This window comes from Paenibacillus sp. JT22N7, from assembly GCF_059383875.1.
Window position 1 is genome coordinate 132692 of record NZ_JBXENY010000005.1, and the last position, 19135, is coordinate 151826.

The following is a 19135-nucleotide window of genomic DNA, read 5'->3' on the forward strand; positions in this document are numbered from 1 at the left end:
CAGACCCTTTGCAAAAAGGCCTGCTTTGCAGCAGTTTGCAGTCTGTTACAATCCGCCATTATATCGAAAATATAGATTGCCCGATGGCAATAAACATAAGCAGCAGATAAAGCATGCTCATCGTGAAAAATCCAAGCCGCCATACGGCGCGGAATATTCTTTTCACATTGACGCTGCCGCGTTTGCGGAACTGGGCGTTGCCCAGCAAGCCGCCGCCAATCAGCATAAACAATAAAATGCCATATAAACCAAAAGAATTATTAAACAAGGAATCAAGCAGTACAGCCACGCATCCGATCAGCAGCGCAGTCGTCACATCCATTGCCAGACGAAAAGCTTTTTTGCGGTCTTGTATAATTGCGCCGTAGCCAAAATAAATCAGGAGAAAAGGTATTACCGGAATAACCGCCATATAGGCATAAAAATGCTTGATGCTCTCCCATATTATTCCCATCTGTATCGCCTCCCTATCGCCGATCATCCTGCAAATGCCGTACCATTTCGCTCATGGCATCGTTCAGCGGCGATTCCATGCCAACACGTCTCGCAAGGCTGGAAACGCCGCCATTAATCCATTGCACTTCAGTTGGACGGCCCGCCCGTACATCGCTAAGCATCGATGAAACATTGGCTGAAGTAGCCGCGCAGACAGCAAGCACTCTCTCCCAAGCGCCCTCTTCAAGCTCCGCACCGCCTGCCACTCGTAATATCTTATTTGTTTCCTCATATAAAGCGCGCATGAGCCGCAGCCTTGCCGAATGCTGTGGCAGCTCGCCGTTCGTCACATCAAATATAGCTGTAAGCGGATTAATGATTGCATTAATGAGGAGCTTCTCATAAACTCGATTGTTCATTGTCTTCGACAGCAACACCGTAAATCCTGCCAATTGCAAGGTATTTTGCAACATTAATTGTTGATTTTCATCCTTTTTGCCCGCTGCTTGTCTATTTAATGGCGCTGGGCCAAGCGATAGCTGCCCCCTGCCGGTATGCCGGACCGTTCGTTCATCTTGGCGCAGAGCCCCTTCGGTCGTAACTCCAATAAATAAAGGAAGCTCCGGAAGCTCCTCCGCTGCCAGCTCCAGATGTCCGACGCCATTTTGTAAAAAAAGAATAGCAGTAGCTGGGGCCGCGAGCTTCCTTATGGCGCGAAGCAGCTCCCTCGTCAAATCCGCCTGCTTGACGGTGACGAGAATCCAATCTGGCGCTTGCTGCTGCCCCGCGCAGCCAGTCTCTGCTTCTTTTGCTGCCAAACTTAAGCTTCTGCTATGCACCCTTGCTATCTTTGCAGGCTGCCGTGATGCTTCCCCAGCTGCGCCCGCTGCGTCAAGCTCCAGCAAGCGAATGCCTTCTTCCGCCAGTAGAACGGACTGCTGCTCTGTGCGCGTCCATACGGTAACCTTGGCTTGCGTAGAGGCCAGCTTCGCTGCATGAAGCAGTCCCAGCGCTCCTCCGCCTACTATGGCGATATGCATTCCCTCTACCTCCTGCTTTCATACGCTTTCTTCCATTATACGCCTATCCTATAAAGACGCCAACAGCCCGCCGAATCATCCGGCGGGCTGTTATCGATTCTATTCAATTCGTTCCAGGTTGCCATTGGCATCCATCTTGAAGCGCGGCTTCGCTTCCTCATCATTCGTCAGCACGGCAAGCCGTCTGGCGCGGTCCATAATTTGAATCAACGTTTTGTAATCATCATTAACGGTGTGGTAATCGCTTTGAGCGTTGTTCACCTCACGAGACAATCTTTCATTTTCGCTACGCAAACGGCCAAGCTCCTCTTCCTTCTCTCTCAGCTCTTTCTCGAACGACTTGAGCTGACGTCCTACATCGTGGTACGTTGTCTTGATTTGACGCAGGAAACGAATGACCGAATCAATGGAAAGCAATTCCTCCGTTGATTGCGCTTCCGCCTTGAAACCTCTCTCGTCTGTCGCCTCATAAGCAGACAGCGAAGATACTTGCGGGGTTGCCGCTATCGCTTGTTTTTTCAAATAATTGCGTTTCTGCCGCTGTTGCTTGGCAATTTGGATTGCCTCTTCATAACGCTTGCGGACGCAGCTGTTCCAGCGGAATCCACATGCTGCGGACGTGCGGCCAATCCGCTCCCCCACCTCTTCGAAAGCTCCAAGCTGGGTACTGCCTTCTCTAATATGGCGCAGGGTCACTTCGGCGAGAATTAAATCATCGTCTGGACTCCACGCATCTTGTCTGACTGCTGTCATGCAACCAAAACCTCCTAACGTAAAGACGCTTACCTTATATCTATGCCCTTGGTAGAGTTCATAGAATCTATTGGATACTAAATTGTATAACCATTTTTTCAAGCGCTCATACATATTCGGCCTGTTTCTGGTGCAAACTTATGCAGAAAGCAGGCTTTCTTCGCAAAAAATGTTGTCCTTAGCTTATATTTTGAAATAGCAGGTTTACACCTATTTGTACAAACGTTATAATAATCTGTAGAAAATCGTGTCTAAAGCGAAAGGGGGATATACAGATATGGCACGTATGTATCGGGTTTTGGGTTTCTGGACCCTTGTCATTGGCCTTATGGCGTTTGCTGGACATATGACAGAATTTGCATTATTGTTTTTCGCCCAAGCAGTAGCTTTCGTATTTTTAGGCTATTTGAACTTTACAGAAAAAACGTACATCGTTATGTTCTGGGGCTACATGATTATCGCATTTGGAGGCTTTACATATTGGACCGTGTTCCAAATGGGCAATCCTTTTTAAAAATATAAGCATTATAAGTTTCATACTTATTATTAGGCTTATATTTCTCGGAATGAAACGCGCCGCGCTGTCAAAGGACAGCGACAGCCGTTTCACCTTGTGTCCGCTTGAATATCGGAAAAAACGGCGTGATCCTCATGGGTCCGCCGTTTTTTAATGTGCAAAATGGCCCGCATACGCGTAAAATGCCGCGATAATTGCCCTATAGTCCTGTTCATGCTTTTCCAAATGTAAGATATAATAGAATAATTCGCCGCATATAATGACCAAGAAGAGAGGAGGCCGAGAGTGGCATTTCAAAGCTTTCCTACACGGTTCGCGCTGCTTGCGCTGATGGCCAGCATGCTGTCCCTGTGGTGCGTAATGCCTGCATTTGCCGAGCCCGCGACCTCTAATAGCGAGGAAACTCGGCTGCTGCTGGAAAAAAGCCTGTCCGTCGTCGAAATTGATAATGAAATCAAGCGCGTTCAAGTGCAGCAGGTCGACTTGACCAAAGAGACAGCAAGCGCCAAGCAAGCGCTGGAAGAACAGGAGCAACAAATCGCTCACAAGCGCGAGCAAGCCGGTAAAGTACTGCGTGCTTATTATATGGGGGATCGGGATATATGGCTGACTGCGCTGTTATCGTCACGATCATTGTCGGATTTTTTGATGGTTATGGAATATGCCGATTTGATTTTCGCACATGACCGCGATGTGATGAAGCTGTACAAGGAGGAATATGCCCAGCTCGCGAAAGGAATCGAGCAGCTTGGCAAGAAGCAGCAAGAGCTCGCCTCAATCGAGCAGCGGCTGAAAGAACAGCGTGCCCGAGTGCTAACGCTGCAGGAGCAAATAGAAGACGGACTTGCCGGGCGTTCGGATGCCGACAAGCTGCGGCTTATGATGGAGGAATTGACCAAGTACTGGGAGTCGGTTGGCCTTTATGAAGTCAAGCAGCACTTTAGCGCCTTAGCGAAAGCGATGCAGAAGCTGCCGGAGTGGCTGCAAAACAATAAGCAATATTTGGAAACGAGTGGCCTAACGTATACGATTCGCATTCCCGAGGATGCCCTGAATGCCTTTCTGCGGGAACAAGATGAGCGCTTTAAGCAATTTTCCTTCTCCTTTGAAGATGGGTCCTTGACCGCCTATGGCAAGCGGGATGCGCTGGAGTTAAGCGTGATCGGCCATTATACGGTTGAACAAGAGCCGCGCAATGGCATTATTTTTCATGTAGACGAGCTTCTATTCAATGGTCTATCGTTGCCTGACACGACTAAGCAGGAGATGGAGAAGCAGTTTGACCTTGGCTTCTATCCCTCCTTGATTATTTCCTTCCTGCAAGCAACTGAAGTGGAAATTAAAGACGGTGAGCTTATCGTCACCTTACAAGTCAAGCTATAGGGATGTCCCTATAGCTTGTACGAATGCTTTCATTGTGATTTCGCCTTCTGCATATTGCCGCCATAGCTGCTGCGCATGCATCCAGCGCTCGTGCCAATCGGGATCAGTCGGCTGAGCGGAAGGCTCGCCGTTCAGCACCTTAAGCCACCACTGCGGCGGACTGCCGGCCCCCGCTGTACCGCTCTCCTGAATATTATCGGACCCTGTATACAAGGAATTTTTGGCTGGCAGCTTCCCCGTTGTCGCATAGCTTTGCTGCTGCCCGGCAATTTCCACCATTTCTTTAATCCACGTAAAAGCTTCTTCCTTCACTTTACTCGTTCCGGCCACGACATAGCTCCTGCTTCCAAGCCATACGTCATGAATCGCGCCTTTATCCAGCAGCAGCTTGCTTTGCTCCTTCGCAGATAGCTTGCTGTAAACGGACCATGGAATGCTGGCAGCGGCAATATGCTGCTCCACCATTTGTGTGCCTGTAGACAAGCTATAGTCTGCCAGAGCTGTTGCTGTAATTCGCCCCGATATCGACTCCAGACGTTTTAGCTGTTCCTGCACAGCCTTGCTGTCAAAATGCAAATATGCCGCTCCAGCTTCTTCTCCCTCTGCTGTCCATTCATCCATCCACACAAGCAAGGATGCGACATTATGAGGCTCTACATAAAGCGCCTGCCACTCTTGGCCGCCACTTTCCAGCTTATGAAGCAGATTGCCAAAAGCATCCCAATCCGCTGGTGGCTTCGACAAGCCCGCTTCAGCGAGCAAAGCCTTGTTCCATACCGTCACGTAAGGGTCTGCATCAACAGGGATGCCCCACAAATAGCTGTTCCACTTCAGCGGGTCAAGCAGCCTTGCAGGACGCTCAGCCATTGTATCAGAGGTGCTGGGCACATCGACGGGATTGAGCAAGCCGCGCACCGCAAACTCGCGCACCCATTCACTGTCCATGAGCATAACATCCGGTGCTGCTCCAAGCTCCAGCGCTTTTTTCCACTGGGCATAGCCGTCGCCTTCATCCACTATATTCGTCAGCTTGACCATTGTATTCGCATGCTTCATTTGATAGCTATTTGTCGCTTCCTTAAGCTTAGAAAATTCATTCTCATCCATGGAAACGGTTACATTTAGTATCTGCGATTGATCTGCCTGCTCTTCTCCGCCCGCTGGCTCGGCATTCGTATCTCTATTTAAATTTTCAGCCCGGTTAAGGGTCCTGTCGCTAAAGTTTAATAGAAGAAAAATAATAATGAATAAAGCCAAAACCGCTGTCATTGTAGCATATTTCCTGATCGACACAGCAACCCTTCCCCTCTACTTTCATCTGGGCACATTTTATATCATAGCAATTAATGCAAGTATTGTCCAAATTAGTAGAGAGCGGAGTATTGGTGAAAAAGGAGCTGCGCTGCATGAAAGGTTTGGCTTTCGATCGCTATTGCCGATGGATTCTATGGAATTTACGCTAAAGCGTAGAAATCCATCGGCAAATGCGAACGCTCCGCTTCTACAGCTCAAACCTTTCATTCCGCTTTGCCATTTTCACCAAATGGGAAAGCGCAGAGAAAAGGACTGCGCTCATTTCGTCGCAGTCCACTTATATAAACCAATGATTTCATTTTCGCCTTATTTGCAGCGGCTCAATGAAAGAAATTAGAGCATACCTCAGCTTAGAAAGCTGATAGCTAAGAACAAGAGCCAGCGCTTAAAGCAAATCCGCTGCCAGCTGAGCCAGCTTGGAGCGTTCGCCCTTCTCCAGCGTCATATGGCCGCTAATGCCTTCGTTTTTGAAATGCTCTACAATATGCGTTAAGCCATTGCTGGTCGCATCCAAATACGGATGGTCAATTTGCTCTGGGTCGCCCATAAGGACGATTTTGCTGCCTTCGCCTACACGCGATACAATTGTCTTCACCTCATGCTTGGTCAAGTTCTGAGCCTCATCAATGATAATGAATTGGCCCGGAATGGAGCGCCCACGAATGTAGGTCAGCGCTTCTACTTGAATGCTGCCAAGACCCATCAATATTTTCTCAATATCCCCGGATTTTTTCGTATCGAATAAATATTCCAGATTGTCGTAGATCGGCTGCATCCAAGGCCGCAGCTTCTCCTCCTTCTCCCCTGGCAAATACCCGATATCTTTGCCCATTGGAACGACCGGACGGGCAATTAACAGTTTTTTGTATTTATGCTCATCTTCTACCTTGAGCAGGCCCGAAGCCAGAGCAAGCAGTGTTTTGCCTGTGCCAGCTTTACCCGTTAAGGTGACAAGCGGAATTTCATCGTTAAGCAGCAACTCCAGCGCCATGCGCTGCTGCGCGTTGCGGGCCGTAATGCCCCACACCGGATCATTGCTGAGGAACAGCGGCTCCAGCTTAATCCCATCCTGCGACACTTTGAGCAGCGCGGACTTGGAGGTGCCCATTTCATCTCGCAAAATGACAAATTCATTCGGATTCAGCCTGCTGCCAAGCTGCAAATTTTTCACCGTCAAAAACCGGTACGAATAAAACTCGTCGATAATCGAAGGATGAACGAACAACGTCACATATCCGGCGTATACGTCAGAAGGGGCTACAATGCGGTCAGACATGTAATCTTCTGCCATCAGGCCGAGCACATCCGCTTTAATGCGGACAAGCACGTCCTTGCTCACCAGCACGACAGAGCTTATTTCCTGACGATCCAATTGCTCTAAGTGATAGTTCAGAGCAACCGCCAATATTCGGTTGTCATTAGACATCTCGCCAAACATTTCCTGAACCCGCACGAAGCTGCGGTGATTTAATTCTACCTTGAGAACGCCGCCGCCAGGCAGCGGAATACCTTCGTGAAGCCGTCCTTGCTCACGCATTTTATCGAGCGTACGTGAGATAGAGCGGGCGTTGCGGCCAAGCTCGTCTGCCAATCTTTTCTTGGAGTCAATCTCTTCCAATACCACCGCGGGAATGATTACTTCATTATCGCCAAAGGCGAAGATCGCTTGCGGATCATGAAGCAGCACATTTGTATCGAGCACGAATATTTTTTTCATGAAAAACCCTCCCGGCGTGGACATTCAATTGAAAGGCCTATACATAGCCATACTATACTGCGGGTACACTAGGTTCTGAATAACGATCTGCAACAAGAAAGACGAGGTGGCTCACGTGTATAAACGGTTATTGGTTTTGATCGCAATCGCTGTTATTGCGGCTGGTTGCAGCACCGTCAAGCGAAACGAAATGGCATCACCCTCTCCACAGGAAAATCATGCGAATGGCGCTGTAAGGGCGCAGCAGCTTGCGGAAGATTCCGTTAAACCATTGAAAACGAATAAGGAAGTCGCTGATCATCTTGAAAAGCTTGCAAAAGGCGTTCGCGGCGTAAGCAACGCGCATTGCGTCGTGCTTGGTAAAACAGCCGTTGTCGGCATCGATGTCGACAGTAAGCTGGATCGTGCTCGAATTGGTACGATTAAATATTCCGTTGCCGAAGCTTTCCATAAAGATCCTTATGGTATGGATGCTGTCGTAACAGCCGATATGGACGTCTCACAGCGGCTGAAGGAAATGGGAGCCGATATTCGGCGCGGAAAGCCGATTAAGGGCTTCGCTGAAGAAATGGCCGATATTATCAGCCGCATCGTGCCGCAAATCCCACGCAATGTGACGCCTCATCAGCCGGAGCAGCCACAGACGCAATCGCACACCCAGTCTCGCATGCAGGAGCAGGAGCATCAGCTCCATGAGAAGCAAATCCAAAAGCACGCAACGCATGTGGACAAGCATTAACCGCTAGCGCAAACGCACAGAAAGCCTGACGACCCTATGATCGTCAGGCTTTCTTATAGGCGTACATACTTGTTCACGAGAAGTACAGATAACCGAAATGACGATTGGACAAGCTTCTGCCGTCATAGCCACACCAGCAAAACCACGTTCAAAACGAGGCATGCAATCAGCTTCGATGAGTTGCTCGAAATTGGCGGCTAAGAATACGGTCATCAGCATGACCTCCTTCTAACAGGAATAGCATTCGGTATCCTTAGCTTCTATTATAGCCATTATTGAATCCAGCGTCTATGGTTATTCAGCCATTTTTGCCTGAAGTACCGCGCGCGCCTCCTCAAGCGATGTGGAATCGACATATACATATGGGCTCTTCCACGTTCCGTTTAACGCTTGGAACGTAATATCGGAGCTGCCCATACCCAAATATGTACTGAGCATATTTTTAATTTCAGACGGAGGCATATCGAGCGTCAAATTACTGCCGACTGCGCCGATGACCTTATCGTATTTCGTAACGCCCTCAAACGATTTCATTTTATCAAAAATCGCTCCAATGACTTCCATTTCCCGACGATTGCGGTCGAAGTCGCTCGATTCGGCTGTTCCCTGATTCGATTTGCGATAGCGCACATAATCGAGGGCATTTTTCCCATCAAGCACCTGCTGGCCCTTGCTTAAATTAATGTTAGTGCCATCGGCTGTATCCCGGTAACGCATGTCCATCTCCACATTCACCTCAACGCCATCAAGCGCATCAACAACATCGGTGAAGCCTTTAAAGTTAATAATACCGGTATACTTCAAATCAACGCCAAAATATTTGGACAGCATTTCGCGAATTTCCTTTTTTGCTTCCTTCTCTGCCGCTTCTTTGTCCATATTTTTCTCAGAACGGGCATTGTTGAAAAAAGTGCTGTAATTCGCATTCGCCTTCCGCTCGCGATAACCATCTACTTGCAGCACTGAATCCCGTGGAATCGAGATGACGGACGCTGATTTTGAATTTGGATTAAAAATAGCGACCAGCATCACGTCGGTATTTAAACCGCCGCCTTTTTCACGTGAGTCAATACCGAGCAGCACCATGCCTGTAGGCTTTTTCTTAACAGACTCTTCTTCCGGCACGACAATATTGTTCGCCGTTCCAATCGTATCAACCGCATTGGTAGCCACGTAAGCAAGATAACCGACATATAACATAATTAAAATAAGAACGGAAAGCACAGCAAACATAATTTTAATCCAAACGCTGCCTTTTTTCTTTTTCTTCTTTGGCTTCGGAGCTGTTTTCTTGGCCCCGCCCGGCCTGCTTGCAGCCGTTCTAGGGGGTAATCCTTTAGAGCCTTCGCTCATAGCAACCACCTTCAAATCCTTTGGATTTCGTTTCTGTCCTCATTTACGCAAAGAAGCAGCGATACCCACGAATTCTCGCGGATATCGCTGCTGCAGAAGGCAGATCCGATCTTAAGAACACGCTAACGTCTCATATGCCGTTACTTCCGGAGTCTGATTCCTTTACAGCGTGCTTGCCTGCCCGTTTACTTTGCAGCTTGTCATACAGCTGGCGACCGCGAAGCATAAGCATCATTAATACAGCAATTCCCATACATTGAATAATCGGCAGCGAATCCACCTGTAAAATCCAAAGTACGAAAGAACCGAATACGATCAAAATGTAAACCAGTACTTCCTTTAGAATTGGCAGCTTCGCATTATTCGCCCGAAACACGGTATTGAAAATATAGATCGTGAATCCTAATATAAGCAAATAAGAAACGACCCAATGATCACTAAACCATTGCTGCATGCCGTTAAACCTCCAATCAGGCGGCTAGCGCCTTAAACGCCAGCTTGTGATGTTTTGCGTTGTTTTTCTGCACGCTCGCGCTCGCTTTTGTTCAAGATTTTTTTGCGAAGACGAATCGACTTCGGCGTAATTTCGCAATATTCGTCATCGTTCAAATACTCAAGCGCGCTCTCCAGGGAGAACAGACGAGGCGTTTTGAGTTTAACGGTATCGTCTTTACCAGCGGAACGAATATTCGTCAATTGCTTTTCTTTACAAATGTTAACGACGATATCATTGTCACGCGTGTGCTCGCCAACGATCATGCCTTCGTAAATTTCTGTACCTGGCTCCAGGAACTGAATACCACGATCCTCTACGCCCATCATGCCGTAGAAAGTCGTTACGCCGTTCTCAGTAGCGACAAGAACGCCTTGGTGACGTCCACCAACGCCAGAACCAGCAAGCGGACCGTAGCTGTCAAATGCATGGTTCATAATGCCGTAGCCGCGTGTAAGCGTAAGGAAAGAGGTACGGTAGCCGATCAAGCCGCGAGCTGGGATAATGAACTCCAAGCGAACTTGGCCTGTGCCGTTGTTCACCATGTTGACCATTTCAGCTTTACGGGAGCCAAGGCTCTCCATAACAGCGCCCATGCTTTCTTCCGGCACGTCAATGATCAGACCCTCGTAAGGCTCTTGCTTCACGCCGTCAATTTCCTTAACGATTACTTCCGGTTTCGATACTTGCAGCTCAAAGCCTTCACGACGCATGTTCTCAATCAGAATCGTCAAGTGAAGCTCGCCGCGTCCCGATACGATAAAAGCATCCGGGCTATCTGTTTCATCTACGCGCAAAGCAACATCCGTCTCAAGCTCTTTGAACAGACGCTCACGCAGTTTACGGGAAGTAACCCATTTGCCTTCGCGACCAGCAAAAGGACTGTTGTTGACAAGAAACGTCATTTGCAGCGTCGGCTCGTCAATTTTCAGAACCGGCAAAGCTTCCGGATTCGCTGGATCAGCAATCGTTTCACCGATGTTAATATCTTTAATACCTGCAATGGCTACGATATCACCAGCGCCTGCTTCTTCGATTTCAATCCGTTTCAGACCTTGGAAGCCGAACAGCTTCTCGATTCTAGCCTGCTTCTTGCCGCCATCACGCGTCATAACGGCAACGGTCTGACCTTGACGAACGATACCACGGTTTACACGGCCAACCGCAATACGACCCAAGTATTCATTATAGTCAAGCAGCGTCACCAAATATTGCAGCGGCTCCTCTACATTCTCTGTTGGCGAAGGAATATGGTTGATGATCGTTTCATACATCGCTTCCATGTTCTCATCTTGTTTGTCAGGGTCAAGACTCGAAGTGCCCATCAATGCGGAAGCATAAACGACATTAAACTCCAGTTGCTCATCACTTGCACCTAGCTCGATGAACAGGTCAAGCACCTCATCCACAACTTCTGATGGACGAGCATTAGGACGGTCAATTTTGTTCAATACTACGATAGGCTTCAGGTTCGATTCCAATGCTTTGCGCAATACGAATTTCGTTTGCGGCATGCACCCTTCGAAAGCATCAACGACGAGCAATACGCCGTCAACCATTTTCATAATACGTTCAACTTCGCCGCCAAAGTCAGCATGTCCTGGTGTATCAACGATGTTGATCAAATAATCTTTGTACGTAATCGCAGTATTTTTCGCCAAAATGGTAATGCCGCGCTCACGCTCTAGATCGTTGGAATCCATCGCACGCTCCTGAACCGCTTCGTTCTCACGGAAAGTTCCTGATTGCTGAAGCAGTTTGTCAACCAACGTTGTTTTGCCGTGGTCAACGTGCGCGATAATCGCGATGTTCCGAATGTTCTCTCTTGCTTGCATAACTAATAATCCACTCCATTTGTCTAATTTTGTATAATCCTAACCGATTGCTTGCCGTCTACCAGCGGGATCGTTTCCCCATCATCATCCATGCTCCGGCCGCAATCAGGATAATAGCAATCGCATATATCCCCCAGCTCCAAACGAGCGCCAAAATCAGCAGTACAGCCGATGTAACAGCGAGAATGGCGGAGGCGTTAAAAAAAACGCGTTCGCGGGATGCGCCGAACAAGTGGTACTCGTACAGCCCAACCGCTACACCCGTTATAAACAGCGGCCAAACATATTTGAGCGTATCCCATCCGAACATGATACAAAGCATGAACAAAATCGAATAAACGATCAGCATGCCTCCTGGAATAAGCACAACTGCCGGAAACAACCTGCCGAAATACAGCACATGCAGCAGAATTCCCGGAATAAGAACGAGAAGCGGCCAAAAATTGGATCCCAAAAAGCTGAACACACCCAGTTTGCCAAGCAATATTACGATACCAGCCAGCAGCACAATAATTCCAGCGGAATATTTGTTGTTAGGCATCCGCGCTTCCGCTCCTTACAACGCCTTACGCATATCCTGACGAAAGACGACAGTTTTTATCTTTACTAGTTTAAAGGAAGTGAAGTAAAAATACCAGTGCAACAAGGGCAACATGAAAAAAAAATTAGCAAACCGCTTCTTATAGCCGCACGATGCCTGATTCTAGCACGCTTCCTTGCTGCATATCGACAGGGATGAAAGCTTAGGCCAGCGCCGATCGGCGCATCAGGATGCCGATAATAATGACGAACGGGATGCTGAGCAGCGGAATCGCTTCAATTGCCGTTGCTGAACTGCTGAACAGCAGGCGATGCATGCCCGGGTCATGGACAAGCATGCCGCCCGCCGCAAAGCCGAGCAAGCCCGCTCCAATATATATAAGTGAAGGAAATTTCTGCAGCAGCTTCGTCAGCAATTGGCTGCCCCAAATAATCATTGGAATGCTCAGTGCAATGCCGAGCAGCAGCAGCAGCGTCTGCCCTTTCGCCACAGCCGCGATCGCCAGCACATTATCCAGGCTCATTACAAAATCAGCCGTCACAATCGTCCATATCGCAGCAGGCAGCGATGTTGCCCGCTTCACCTTATGAGAGGCCACGCCTCCTCCGCCGGACTCCCCCGCATCGGCCAGCAATTTGACTGCAATATAAAACAGCAGCACGGCGCCAATGGCCTGCAAGAACGGCGTCTGAAGCAAGGAAATCGCCGCCAGCGTCAGCACGCAGCGCAGGACAACAGCAGCCGTTGTCCCCCACCAGATCGCCCGCTTGCGCTGATGCTCCGGCAGATGCTTGCTCGCCATTGCGATTACAATAGCATTATCGCCGCTTAGCAGAAGATTAATCAGAATGATTTGTATAAATATGAAAAAGCTGTCCATAGTACTCGCCCCCTATACTACCACCTGTATGTCCAAGCTGGAGCGAATATGCCGGAAAGCCTAATGCGGGGTACTGCCCTTTCTTCTCTCTTACGAAAAAAAAGGCCGCCCACCATTTCACATGGCAAGTCGGCCTATGTCTTAAAGCGGCTTACAGCAAGCCGTTAATCGTTGATTTTTAGAACCAGCGGTCTTCACCGGCACTTGCTTCCGGCTCAGGATCTTCCGGCGTCAGCAGCAGCACTTCTGTTTGCTGCACAGCCTCATCCAGCAGCTGCTCCAGATTTTTTTGCTGATTCAGGTAGCCTTCCACCTTTTCTACAAACCGCAAATTCGGCTTAATGCTTGGGGATTTCGGCAAAAATAGCGTACAGCAATCCTCATATGGCAAAATCGACGTCGCAAACGTGCCCAAACGCTCCGCCTCATTAATAATTTCCTGTTTATCCATCATAACAAGCGGCTTCAGCAGCGGCAGCACAGTCGCACGCCCAATGACATCCATGCTGACGAGCGTTTGGCTCGCTACCTGGCCCAAGCTTTCGCCCGTCACGATTCCATGAGCTCCGTTCTTCTCGGCAAGGCTCTCCGTAATGCGAAGCATCGCCCGGCGCATTAGCGTAATAATAAGCGGGTCCTGTCCCGACTGGGCAAGCGTCGTCTGAACTTCCGTAAAAGGCACCAGATGCAGCCTCAGCGGAGCGCCGCTGTAATAGGATAACCTTCTCGCAAGCTCGATCACTTTCTCCTTCGCCTTCTCGCTCGTAAACGGGTAGCTGTGGAAATGGACCGCTTCCAGCTCCAGCCCTTTGCGCATCGCCATCCATCCCGCTACTGGACTGTCAATGCCGCCAGATAATAGCAGCATCGCCTTGCCGTTCGTACCGAACGGGAAGCCGCCTGGGCCATCAACGACCTCGTTGAAAATATAAGCCGCTTCCTCCTGAATATCGACCTTCAGCTCCACCTCGGGCCTCCGCACATCAACCTTTAAGTTGTCCATCGCACGCAGTACGTGGGCCCCAACCAAATGATTCATCTCCTGCGACGTATGCGGGAACTTCTTCCATGCGCGCTTTGCACTCACTTTAAAGGTAGCGGGCTCCTGTGGGATAGCCTTCATCAGCGCAAGCGCTGCTGCCCGAATTTCCTCCAGCTCCGGTTGAACGCTTACGACTGGACTAAAGGTCGAAATACCGAAAACGTCCTTGACCTTCTCAGCGATAAGCGAGTAATTTTCCCCGTTTAAATTAATATAAAGCCGCCCGAACATTTTTGAATACGTCAGCGCGGCAAAATCCTTCAATCGCAACTGAAGCTGCTGGAGCATCCGCTTCTCAAACATTCCGCGGTTGCGTCCCTTCATTGCCAGATCGCCGTAGCGAATGATTATTTTATCATACATCACTTTACCTTGCGCTCCTTTCAAGCGGCTTAAGCTTGCTTATTGTAAGGCGCAGCATTTCGCACAGCTGCAAAATATGCTGCTCTGTATGCTCGTCGCCCAGACTAATTCTCACGCCGCTGGCTGCCCGTTCCTGCCCCAGTCCCATTGCAAGCAGCACCCGGCTCGGCTTATTGTCGCGCGAGGAGCAAGCCGACTTCGTAGAAGCGATAATGCCATGCTGCTCCAGCATATGAACGACAACCTCCGGCTTCATGCCCGGATAGGAAAAATGGACAATATGCGGCGCCATGCTCTCCGGCGCCCCGCCATTCAATACCAGCTCCGGCGCAGCCTCAACGAAATCCGTCAATTGCTGGCGCAGACGATACATCCGCTCGCGCCGCTCCGTTGCCGACTGCATCGCCATGCGCAGCGCCTTGGCCGATGCCACGATGCCGGGCACATTTTGCGTCCCTGCCCGCATGCCATGCTCCTGCGAGCCGCCGGTAAGCAGCGGCGTCAAGGTTACACCCTCGCGGACGTACAAATATCCGATCCCTTTAGGCCCGCGCAGCTTATGCGCAGAGCCGCTAAGCAGATCAATGCCCCAGCCTTGCACATCAATCGGCAGCTTGCCGATGCTTTGTACGGCGTCCACATGCAGCAGCGTGCGCGGGTACCCTTGCAGCAGCTTGCCAATATCTGCGAGTGGCTGCACGCTGCCAACTTCATTATTCACATGCATAATGCTGACGAGAATGGTGTCGTCCCGCAAAGCCAATCGCAGCGCTTCCAGCACTACCTGCCCCTTCTCGTCAACGGGCAAATAAGTAACCTCGTAGCCTTCCTGCTCGAGCTGCTTAAATGTATCGTAGACGGAGGCATGCTCCATTTGGGTCGTAATTAGATGCTTTCCCCGGCTCTGGTACTGCTTTGCCGCTCCTTTAATCGCGAGATTGTTGCTCTCCGTGCCGCCAGAAGTGAACAGCCATTCCTCAGCCTTCACGGCGAACAGCTCGCCAAGCAGCGAACGCGAGCGGGAAATGAGCTTATCTGCATCTGCACCGGCATGGTGAATCGATGATGGATTCGCATAATGCGCCTTCATCACCTCAGCCAGCGTATCAATAACCTCCTCGTAAGGCGGCGAAGATGCGCAATGATCGAAATATAACATGAGCCAAACGTTCCTTTCCTACTAGAAAAAATAAAAAGATCAGCGACGGCAAGCTAGCTGCCATTCGTGATCTAAAAGAAGTGCTTTTACAGCCTAGAGACTGCGACGAAATAAAGTACCGCTAATTTATTGACAAAAGCGGTTCTTATTTCCTCGCAGCTCCTTAATAACGCGCTGCCTGTACTTTCACAATATAGCGCTGCGTTTCCTCAGGAAGCTTGTCCAAATTCGCCATCAGCTCGCTGTCTGTCGTAATACCGAGGCGGTCGATACGGCCCGGACCGGCATTGTACGCGGCTAGAGCTACTTGCTCATTGCCATTGTACTTGCGAAGCAGAAAGGATAAATAACGGGTGCCGCCATCGATATTTTGCTGCGGATTTAACGAATCTGTCACGCCAAGGCCGCGTGCCGTGCCGTCCATCAGCTGCATGAGCCCTTTGGCTCCTGCGCCGGATACGACATCTGGCTGGAAACCGGACTCTGTGCGAATGACGCCGCGAATCAAGGCGGGATCTACGCCATATTGGGCTGCAGCCTGGGCAATCATCGCATCATAGTCGGTGGAGCCAGCTGCAAACGTCTCGCCCTCAGCCTGATAAGCGTTATTCAAGCTGGCAAGCTGCGCCAGCGCTTCGGACGCTTGAGCAGATACATCCGTGCCTTCACTTGAGCCGTTCGAAGCTTCATGCATATATTGGGACAGCAGCATGTCGAACAACGAAGTCACACTTTTGTCCTTATTCGTGCCTAGCGGGTTCGCTACTGTCTTAAAGTCAAGATTAGGAGCAAGCTGCGTCTTGATCATTTGCTTCATAATGCGCGGATCGATACTCATAATTTCCTCCTTGAACCAAATCGCTTGGCTCTGCTGGTCTAAAAAAGCTCTATAATGATGTATCGGTTTTTATTGTACATGTTTTTACCCCTATTCGCCAGCAAATCGTAAAATACACAAGTTTATTCGGTTCGAGGAGTAAAAAGCAACATGCAAAAACAACCTCCGAAGCAAGCTTCGGAGGTTGTTCGGTTCTATTTAAACGATTTAAAGCTTATCCGTACTATATTAAAGCTTATTTGAATACTTTAACGCGATCTTCAAGCGGCTGGAATGTTTTTTCGCCTGGCTCTGCTGTCGGCTTGCCGAAAGGCATTTGCGCAATCAGGCCCCATGATTCTGGCAGGCCAAATGTCGCTTTTACTTTTTCGTCGATAAGCGGGTTGTAATGCTGCAGGGAAGCGCCGAAGCCTACCTCTTCCAGCAGATTCCATACTACAAATTGCAGCATGCCCGAGGATTGGTGCGACCAAAGCGGGAAGTTGTCGGCATACGAAGGGAATTGCTGCTGCAAGCCTGCAACCACATTGTGATCCTCGAAGAACAAAATCGTGCCGTAGCCATTATTAAAAGAAGCAATTCTGCCTTCTGTCGAAGCGAATTGATCAGCAGGAACGATTGCGCGAAGTGCTTCCAGCACAATGCTCCACAATTTATCATGATTTTCGCCAAGCAGGACAACTGCTCTAGCACTTTGAGAGTTAAAGGATGAAGGTGAATGCTTAACGGCTTCGTTAACCAATTCTACGATTTTCTCATCAGAAACAACGGATTCTTTGCTAATTCCGTAGTAAGTACGTCTGGCTTGCACAGATTCCAAAAAGCTTTGTGACATAATCAAATACCTCCAGTTAAATGGTTTAGTTCAATGCTTGATTAGATGCACACCAAAGTAATATTAATTACTTTACGTAAGTAACAATAATATATTACCCCTCATTTTGTCAAGCTTTTCCGCTGGCTTTTTATCAAAATATGCCTTTCGCACCGCTTTATTCATTCCCCAATTGTTCCTCTTTCATTAGCCGAAATTTACACCTTATCTTTCTTCATATCCGTTTCTGCACCATGCTGCTCCCAAGACTGCTCGCCAAGCTCTCTCACTTTATTCCATTTGCCATTGATCCAAGCGATGAGGAAGGAGATTCCTCCGAGCAATAGCAGCACTAGCACCTTGTACAAGCTTTCCTGGCCGTTCAGGTCGAAGAAAATTGCTTTAATCGCCGTCAGTCCTAGAACCGAAAATCCGAACCAGCGGAACACCGATTGCCCGCGATTAACGCCCCACAATACGAGCAGCAGCGCATATACGCCCCATGAAGCCGACAGACTGAGCTGCACATAGAAGCTTGGAAGATCGTAAAGATGCTCCTGAAACAACCGAATCATTTGGACGGTCAACAATCCGCCGATGATTAGATGCGAGCACAACGCATACATATTCCCCATCACGCGATTGCCCGAATCGCCAAGTGACGCAAATTTCTGCCTCGTCGAATAATAGAAGCCCAATGCCGCAAGCGCAAGCCATGCCATCGCGCCAGAGTTCAGAAACGGAATGAAGACGCCGAACCATTCGCCGCGCGGTGTAAACCATGTGATGACGTACCAATAGCATACCGTTGTAAACCATATAATGAGCGATGCCAGATTCAAAGCTTGCCAGCGGAACCTTTTGCCCACCCAGACAAGCAGCGCGGCCACCGCCGACCATAGAAATACATTGAAGATCGGTTTGACCGCTAGACCGCTGCCGACCTGATTAAGCGCAAGCAGCATCAGCAGCACACCAGCAGAACCATACGTAGCCGAAGCCGGCTCCATGCGCTTCACATGATAGTGGATAAACCAGCTGGCAAGCAGCAGCACAAAGCCGATAAACGCCAGCGGATAAGCATAATGCACTTCACCATGAATGAGCAGCAGCGACCAGAAGCCAAAAATAACGCCATTGGACAGCCCCGCATACATGTTCATCCCGTCAAAGCTTTGTTTATTGGTCCGCGAAGCAAGCAGAAAGCCGATCTGATAAAACAGGAATGCAGCAAGCGCGTAGCGCAGCGGCAAATTCCATACCCCTTCCACCACGGGATCGAAGGTAAAAAAGTAGACGATATACATGATCCAGCTTCCGATAAACGATGTCAGTCTGAGCTCATTCCAGCTCTTCACCGTGCTGAGCCAGAAAAAAGCGGAATTGAGCACGAGCATATACAAAAATAAAGTAAATACTTGATCCGTTTCCGGACGCATCAGCAGCGGCGACAGCAGGCCGCCCGTCAGAGCAATGTTTATGAGCAGACGCGATTCAAAGCGGTAAGCATAAACCGTAAGCGCCGCAGTAACAGCCGTCATGCCCAGCAGCACCGTCATGGAGTCCCACATTTCATAATAGACACCGGCAAAAGCGGCCGTCGTATACAGCAGGCAGGCGCCTAATCCGATTAACAGCTCGCCGACGAGCGGCCATTTTTCCCGCTTAATCAGCGAAAACCCTGCTGCGGCAAAACCTGCACCGCTCAGCAGTCCCAGCCCGATTTTCATCGCATTCGTTACCCAGCCCTGCTCCACCGTATATTTGAACAAAGTGATGAACGCTGATAGGACGAATAACACGCCGAGCAGCAAAGTCCATTGTTTGCGAATCCATACATTCATTGGTTGTACCTCCGTTTAGCTGCATTTTTATGACTTGGTCTTAGTTCTATTTTAGAAAAATAGGGCAAAAAAAAT

20 protein-coding genes are annotated in these 19135 nt (G+C 49.2%); 4 read left to right on the forward strand and 16 right to left on the reverse strand.

Going from position 1 to position 19135, the window contains the following annotated elements; genetic code table 11:
- Positions 1–58: 58 nt before the first annotated feature.
- From AC50Y5_RS15145 to AC50Y5_RS15155, 3 genes are all read right to left on the reverse strand, one after another.
- Positions 59–454 (reverse strand): DUF3397 domain-containing protein, encoded by a 396-nt coding sequence (locus AC50Y5_RS15145; RefSeq protein WP_099520912.1) that lies wholly within the window; start codon positions 452–454, stop codon positions 59–61.
- A gap of 13 nt (positions 455–467) precedes the next feature.
- Positions 468–1475, reverse strand: a complete 1008-nt coding sequence (locus AC50Y5_RS15150) for a ketopantoate reductase family protein (protein ID WP_494861784.1) — start codon at positions 1473–1475, stop codon at positions 468–470.
- A 99-nt stretch (positions 1476–1574) separates the two neighbouring features.
- Entirely contained in the window at positions 1575–2228 is a 654-nt protein-coding gene (locus AC50Y5_RS15155) for an RsfA family transcriptional regulator (protein WP_056041660.1), read from the reverse strand.
- Positions 2229–2505: 277 nt separating this feature from the next.
- Between AC50Y5_RS15155 and AC50Y5_RS15160 the strand changes: the two genes are divergently transcribed.
- Both AC50Y5_RS15160 and AC50Y5_RS15165 read left to right on the forward strand, forming a co-directional pair.
- Positions 2506–2742 carry a DUF2626 domain-containing protein gene (locus AC50Y5_RS15160; protein WP_056041661.1) on the forward strand — a complete coding sequence of 79 codons (237 nt, stop codon included), beginning with the start codon at positions 2506–2508 and terminating at the stop codon, positions 2740–2742.
- 288 nt (positions 2743–3030) lie between these two features.
- On the forward strand, positions 3031–4128 hold the full coding sequence (locus AC50Y5_RS15165) for a hypothetical protein (RefSeq protein WP_494861786.1): 1098 nt from the start codon (positions 3031–3033) through the stop codon (positions 4126–4128).
- On the opposite strand, the gene AC50Y5_RS15170 is transcribed toward AC50Y5_RS15165, so the two are convergent.
- Complete coding sequence (locus AC50Y5_RS15170) at positions 4123–5397, reverse strand: extracellular solute-binding protein (protein WP_494861788.1); 1275 nt, start codon at positions 5395–5397, stop codon at positions 4123–4125. The genes AC50Y5_RS15165 and AC50Y5_RS15170 overlap by 6 nt on opposite strands.
- Between AC50Y5_RS15170 and AC50Y5_RS15175 the strand changes: the two genes are divergently transcribed.
- Entirely contained in the window at positions 5372–5779 is a 408-nt protein-coding gene (locus AC50Y5_RS15175; RefSeq protein ID WP_494861790.1) for a hypothetical protein, read from the forward strand. The two genes, AC50Y5_RS15170 and AC50Y5_RS15175, sit on opposite strands and share 26 nt — an antisense overlap.
- Before the next feature lie 48 nt (positions 5780–5827).
- Here AC50Y5_RS15175 and AC50Y5_RS15180 read toward each other — a convergent pair whose 3' ends face one another.
- Positions 5828–7159, reverse strand: coding sequence for a PhoH family protein (locus AC50Y5_RS15180; RefSeq protein WP_056041668.1), 1332 nt, complete (start codon positions 7157–7159; stop codon positions 5828–5830).
- A 115-nt stretch (positions 7160–7274) separates the two neighbouring features.
- On the opposite strand from AC50Y5_RS15180, the gene AC50Y5_RS15185 reads away from it, so the two are divergent.
- Entirely contained in the window at positions 7275–7898 is a 624-nt protein-coding gene (locus AC50Y5_RS15185; RefSeq protein WP_081419092.1) for a YhcN/YlaJ family sporulation lipoprotein, read from the forward strand.
- Between the two features lie 3 nt (positions 7899–7901).
- On the opposite strand, the gene AC50Y5_RS15190 is transcribed toward AC50Y5_RS15185, so the two are convergent.
- From AC50Y5_RS15190 to AC50Y5_RS15240, 11 genes are all read right to left on the reverse strand, one after another.
- Positions 7902–8111, reverse strand: coding sequence for a hypothetical protein (locus AC50Y5_RS15190; RefSeq protein ID WP_056041670.1), 210 nt, complete (start codon positions 8109–8111; stop codon positions 7902–7904).
- 81 nt (positions 8112–8192) lie between these two features.
- On the reverse strand, positions 8193–9251 hold the full coding sequence (locus AC50Y5_RS15195; protein ID WP_056041672.1) for an LCP family protein: 1059 nt from the start codon (positions 9249–9251) through the stop codon (positions 8193–8195).
- A gap of 130 nt (positions 9252–9381) precedes the next feature.
- Complete coding sequence (locus AC50Y5_RS15200; protein ID WP_056041674.1) at positions 9382–9705, reverse strand: YlaH-like family protein; 324 nt, start codon at positions 9703–9705, stop codon at positions 9382–9384.
- 32 nt (positions 9706–9737) lie between these two features.
- Positions 9738–11579, reverse strand: coding sequence for a translational GTPase TypA (gene typA / locus AC50Y5_RS15205; RefSeq protein ID WP_056041676.1), 1842 nt, complete (start codon positions 11577–11579; stop codon positions 9738–9740).
- A gap of 58 nt (positions 11580–11637) precedes the next feature.
- Positions 11638–12120 carry a hypothetical protein gene (locus AC50Y5_RS15210; protein WP_046230390.1) on the reverse strand — a complete coding sequence of 161 codons (483 nt, stop codon included), beginning with the start codon at positions 12118–12120 and terminating at the stop codon, positions 11638–11640.
- A gap of 202 nt (positions 12121–12322) precedes the next feature.
- Complete coding sequence (locus AC50Y5_RS15215; RefSeq protein ID WP_056041678.1) at positions 12323–13000, reverse strand: TerC family protein; 678 nt, start codon at positions 12998–13000, stop codon at positions 12323–12325.
- Between the two features lie 178 nt (positions 13001–13178).
- Complete coding sequence (gene thiI / locus AC50Y5_RS15220; RefSeq protein ID WP_056041680.1) at positions 13179–14408, reverse strand: tRNA uracil 4-sulfurtransferase ThiI; 1230 nt, start codon at positions 14406–14408, stop codon at positions 13179–13181.
- A gap of 1 nt (position 14409) precedes the next feature.
- Positions 14410–15564, reverse strand: coding sequence for a cysteine desulfurase family protein (locus AC50Y5_RS15225; RefSeq protein ID WP_494861795.1), 1155 nt, complete (start codon positions 15562–15564; stop codon positions 14410–14412).
- 163 nt (positions 15565–15727) lie between these two features.
- Complete coding sequence (locus tag AC50Y5_RS15230) at positions 15728–16402, reverse strand: lytic transglycosylase domain-containing protein (protein ID WP_056041684.1); 675 nt, start codon at positions 16400–16402, stop codon at positions 15728–15730.
- Between the two features lie 235 nt (positions 16403–16637).
- Positions 16638–17237: a nitroreductase family protein gene (locus AC50Y5_RS15235; protein ID WP_046230385.1), complete on the reverse strand. Its 600-nt coding sequence runs from the start codon at positions 17235–17237 to the stop codon at positions 16638–16640.
- Between the two features lie 197 nt (positions 17238–17434).
- Positions 17435–19060 carry a DUF2339 domain-containing protein gene (locus AC50Y5_RS15240; RefSeq protein ID WP_494861798.1) on the reverse strand — a complete coding sequence of 542 codons (1626 nt, stop codon included), beginning with the start codon at positions 19058–19060 and terminating at the stop codon, positions 17435–17437.
- Between the last annotated feature and the right edge of the window lie 75 nt (positions 19061–19135).

Coding starts and splice junctions, on each gene's coding strand:
- AC50Y5_RS15180 (WP_056041668.1), bottom strand. CDS start 7,159: ATGAAAAAAATATTCGTGCTCGATACAAATGTGCTGCTTCATGATCCG.
- typA (WP_056041676.1), bottom strand. CDS start 11,579: ATGCAAGCAAGAGAGAACATTCGGAACATCGCGATTATCGCGCACGTT.
- AC50Y5_RS15230 (WP_056041684.1), bottom strand. CDS start 16,402: ATGAGTATCGATCCGCGCATTATGAAGCAAATGATCAAGACGCAGCTT.
- AC50Y5_RS15155 (WP_056041660.1), bottom strand. CDS start 2,228: ATGACAGCAGTCAGACAAGATGCGTGGAGTCCAGACGATGATTTAATT.
- AC50Y5_RS15145 (WP_099520912.1), bottom strand. CDS start 454: ATGGGAATAATATGGGAGAGCATCAAGCATTTTTATGCCTATATGGCG.
- AC50Y5_RS15240 (WP_494861798.1), bottom strand. CDS start 19,060: ATGAATGTATGGATTCGCAAACAATGGACTTTGCTGCTCGGCGTGTTA.
- AC50Y5_RS15225 (WP_494861795.1), bottom strand. CDS start 15,564: ATGTTATATTTCGATCATTGCGCATCTTCGCCGCCTTACGAGGAGGTT.
- AC50Y5_RS15190 (WP_056041670.1), bottom strand. CDS start 8,111: ATGACCGTATTCTTAGCCGCCAATTTCGAGCAACTCATCGAAGCTGAT.
- AC50Y5_RS15215 (WP_056041678.1), bottom strand. CDS start 13,000: ATGGACAGCTTTTTCATATTTATACAAATCATTCTGATTAATCTTCTG.
- AC50Y5_RS15210 (WP_046230390.1), bottom strand. CDS start 12,120: ATGCCTAACAACAAATATTCCGCTGGAATTATTGTGCTGCTGGCTGGT.
- AC50Y5_RS15150 (WP_494861784.1), bottom strand. CDS start 1,475: ATGCATATCGCCATAGTAGGCGGAGGAGCGCTGGGACTGCTTCATGCA.
- AC50Y5_RS15200 (WP_056041674.1), bottom strand. CDS start 9,705: ATGCAGCAATGGTTTAGTGATCATTGGGTCGTTTCTTATTTGCTTATA.
- AC50Y5_RS15170 (WP_494861788.1), bottom strand. CDS start 5,397: ATGACAGCGGTTTTGGCTTTATTCATTATTATTTTTCTTCTATTAAAC.
- AC50Y5_RS15175 (WP_494861790.1), top strand. CDS start 5,372: ATGAATAAAGCCAAAACCGCTGTCATTGTAGCATATTTCCTGATCGAC.
- AC50Y5_RS15195 (WP_056041672.1), bottom strand. CDS start 9,251: ATGAGCGAAGGCTCTAAAGGATTACCCCCTAGAACGGCTGCAAGCAGG.
- AC50Y5_RS15235 (WP_046230385.1), bottom strand. CDS start 17,237: ATGTCACAAAGCTTTTTGGAATCTGTGCAAGCCAGACGTACTTACTAC.
- AC50Y5_RS15160 (WP_056041661.1), top strand. CDS start 2,506: ATGGCACGTATGTATCGGGTTTTGGGTTTCTGGACCCTTGTCATTGGC.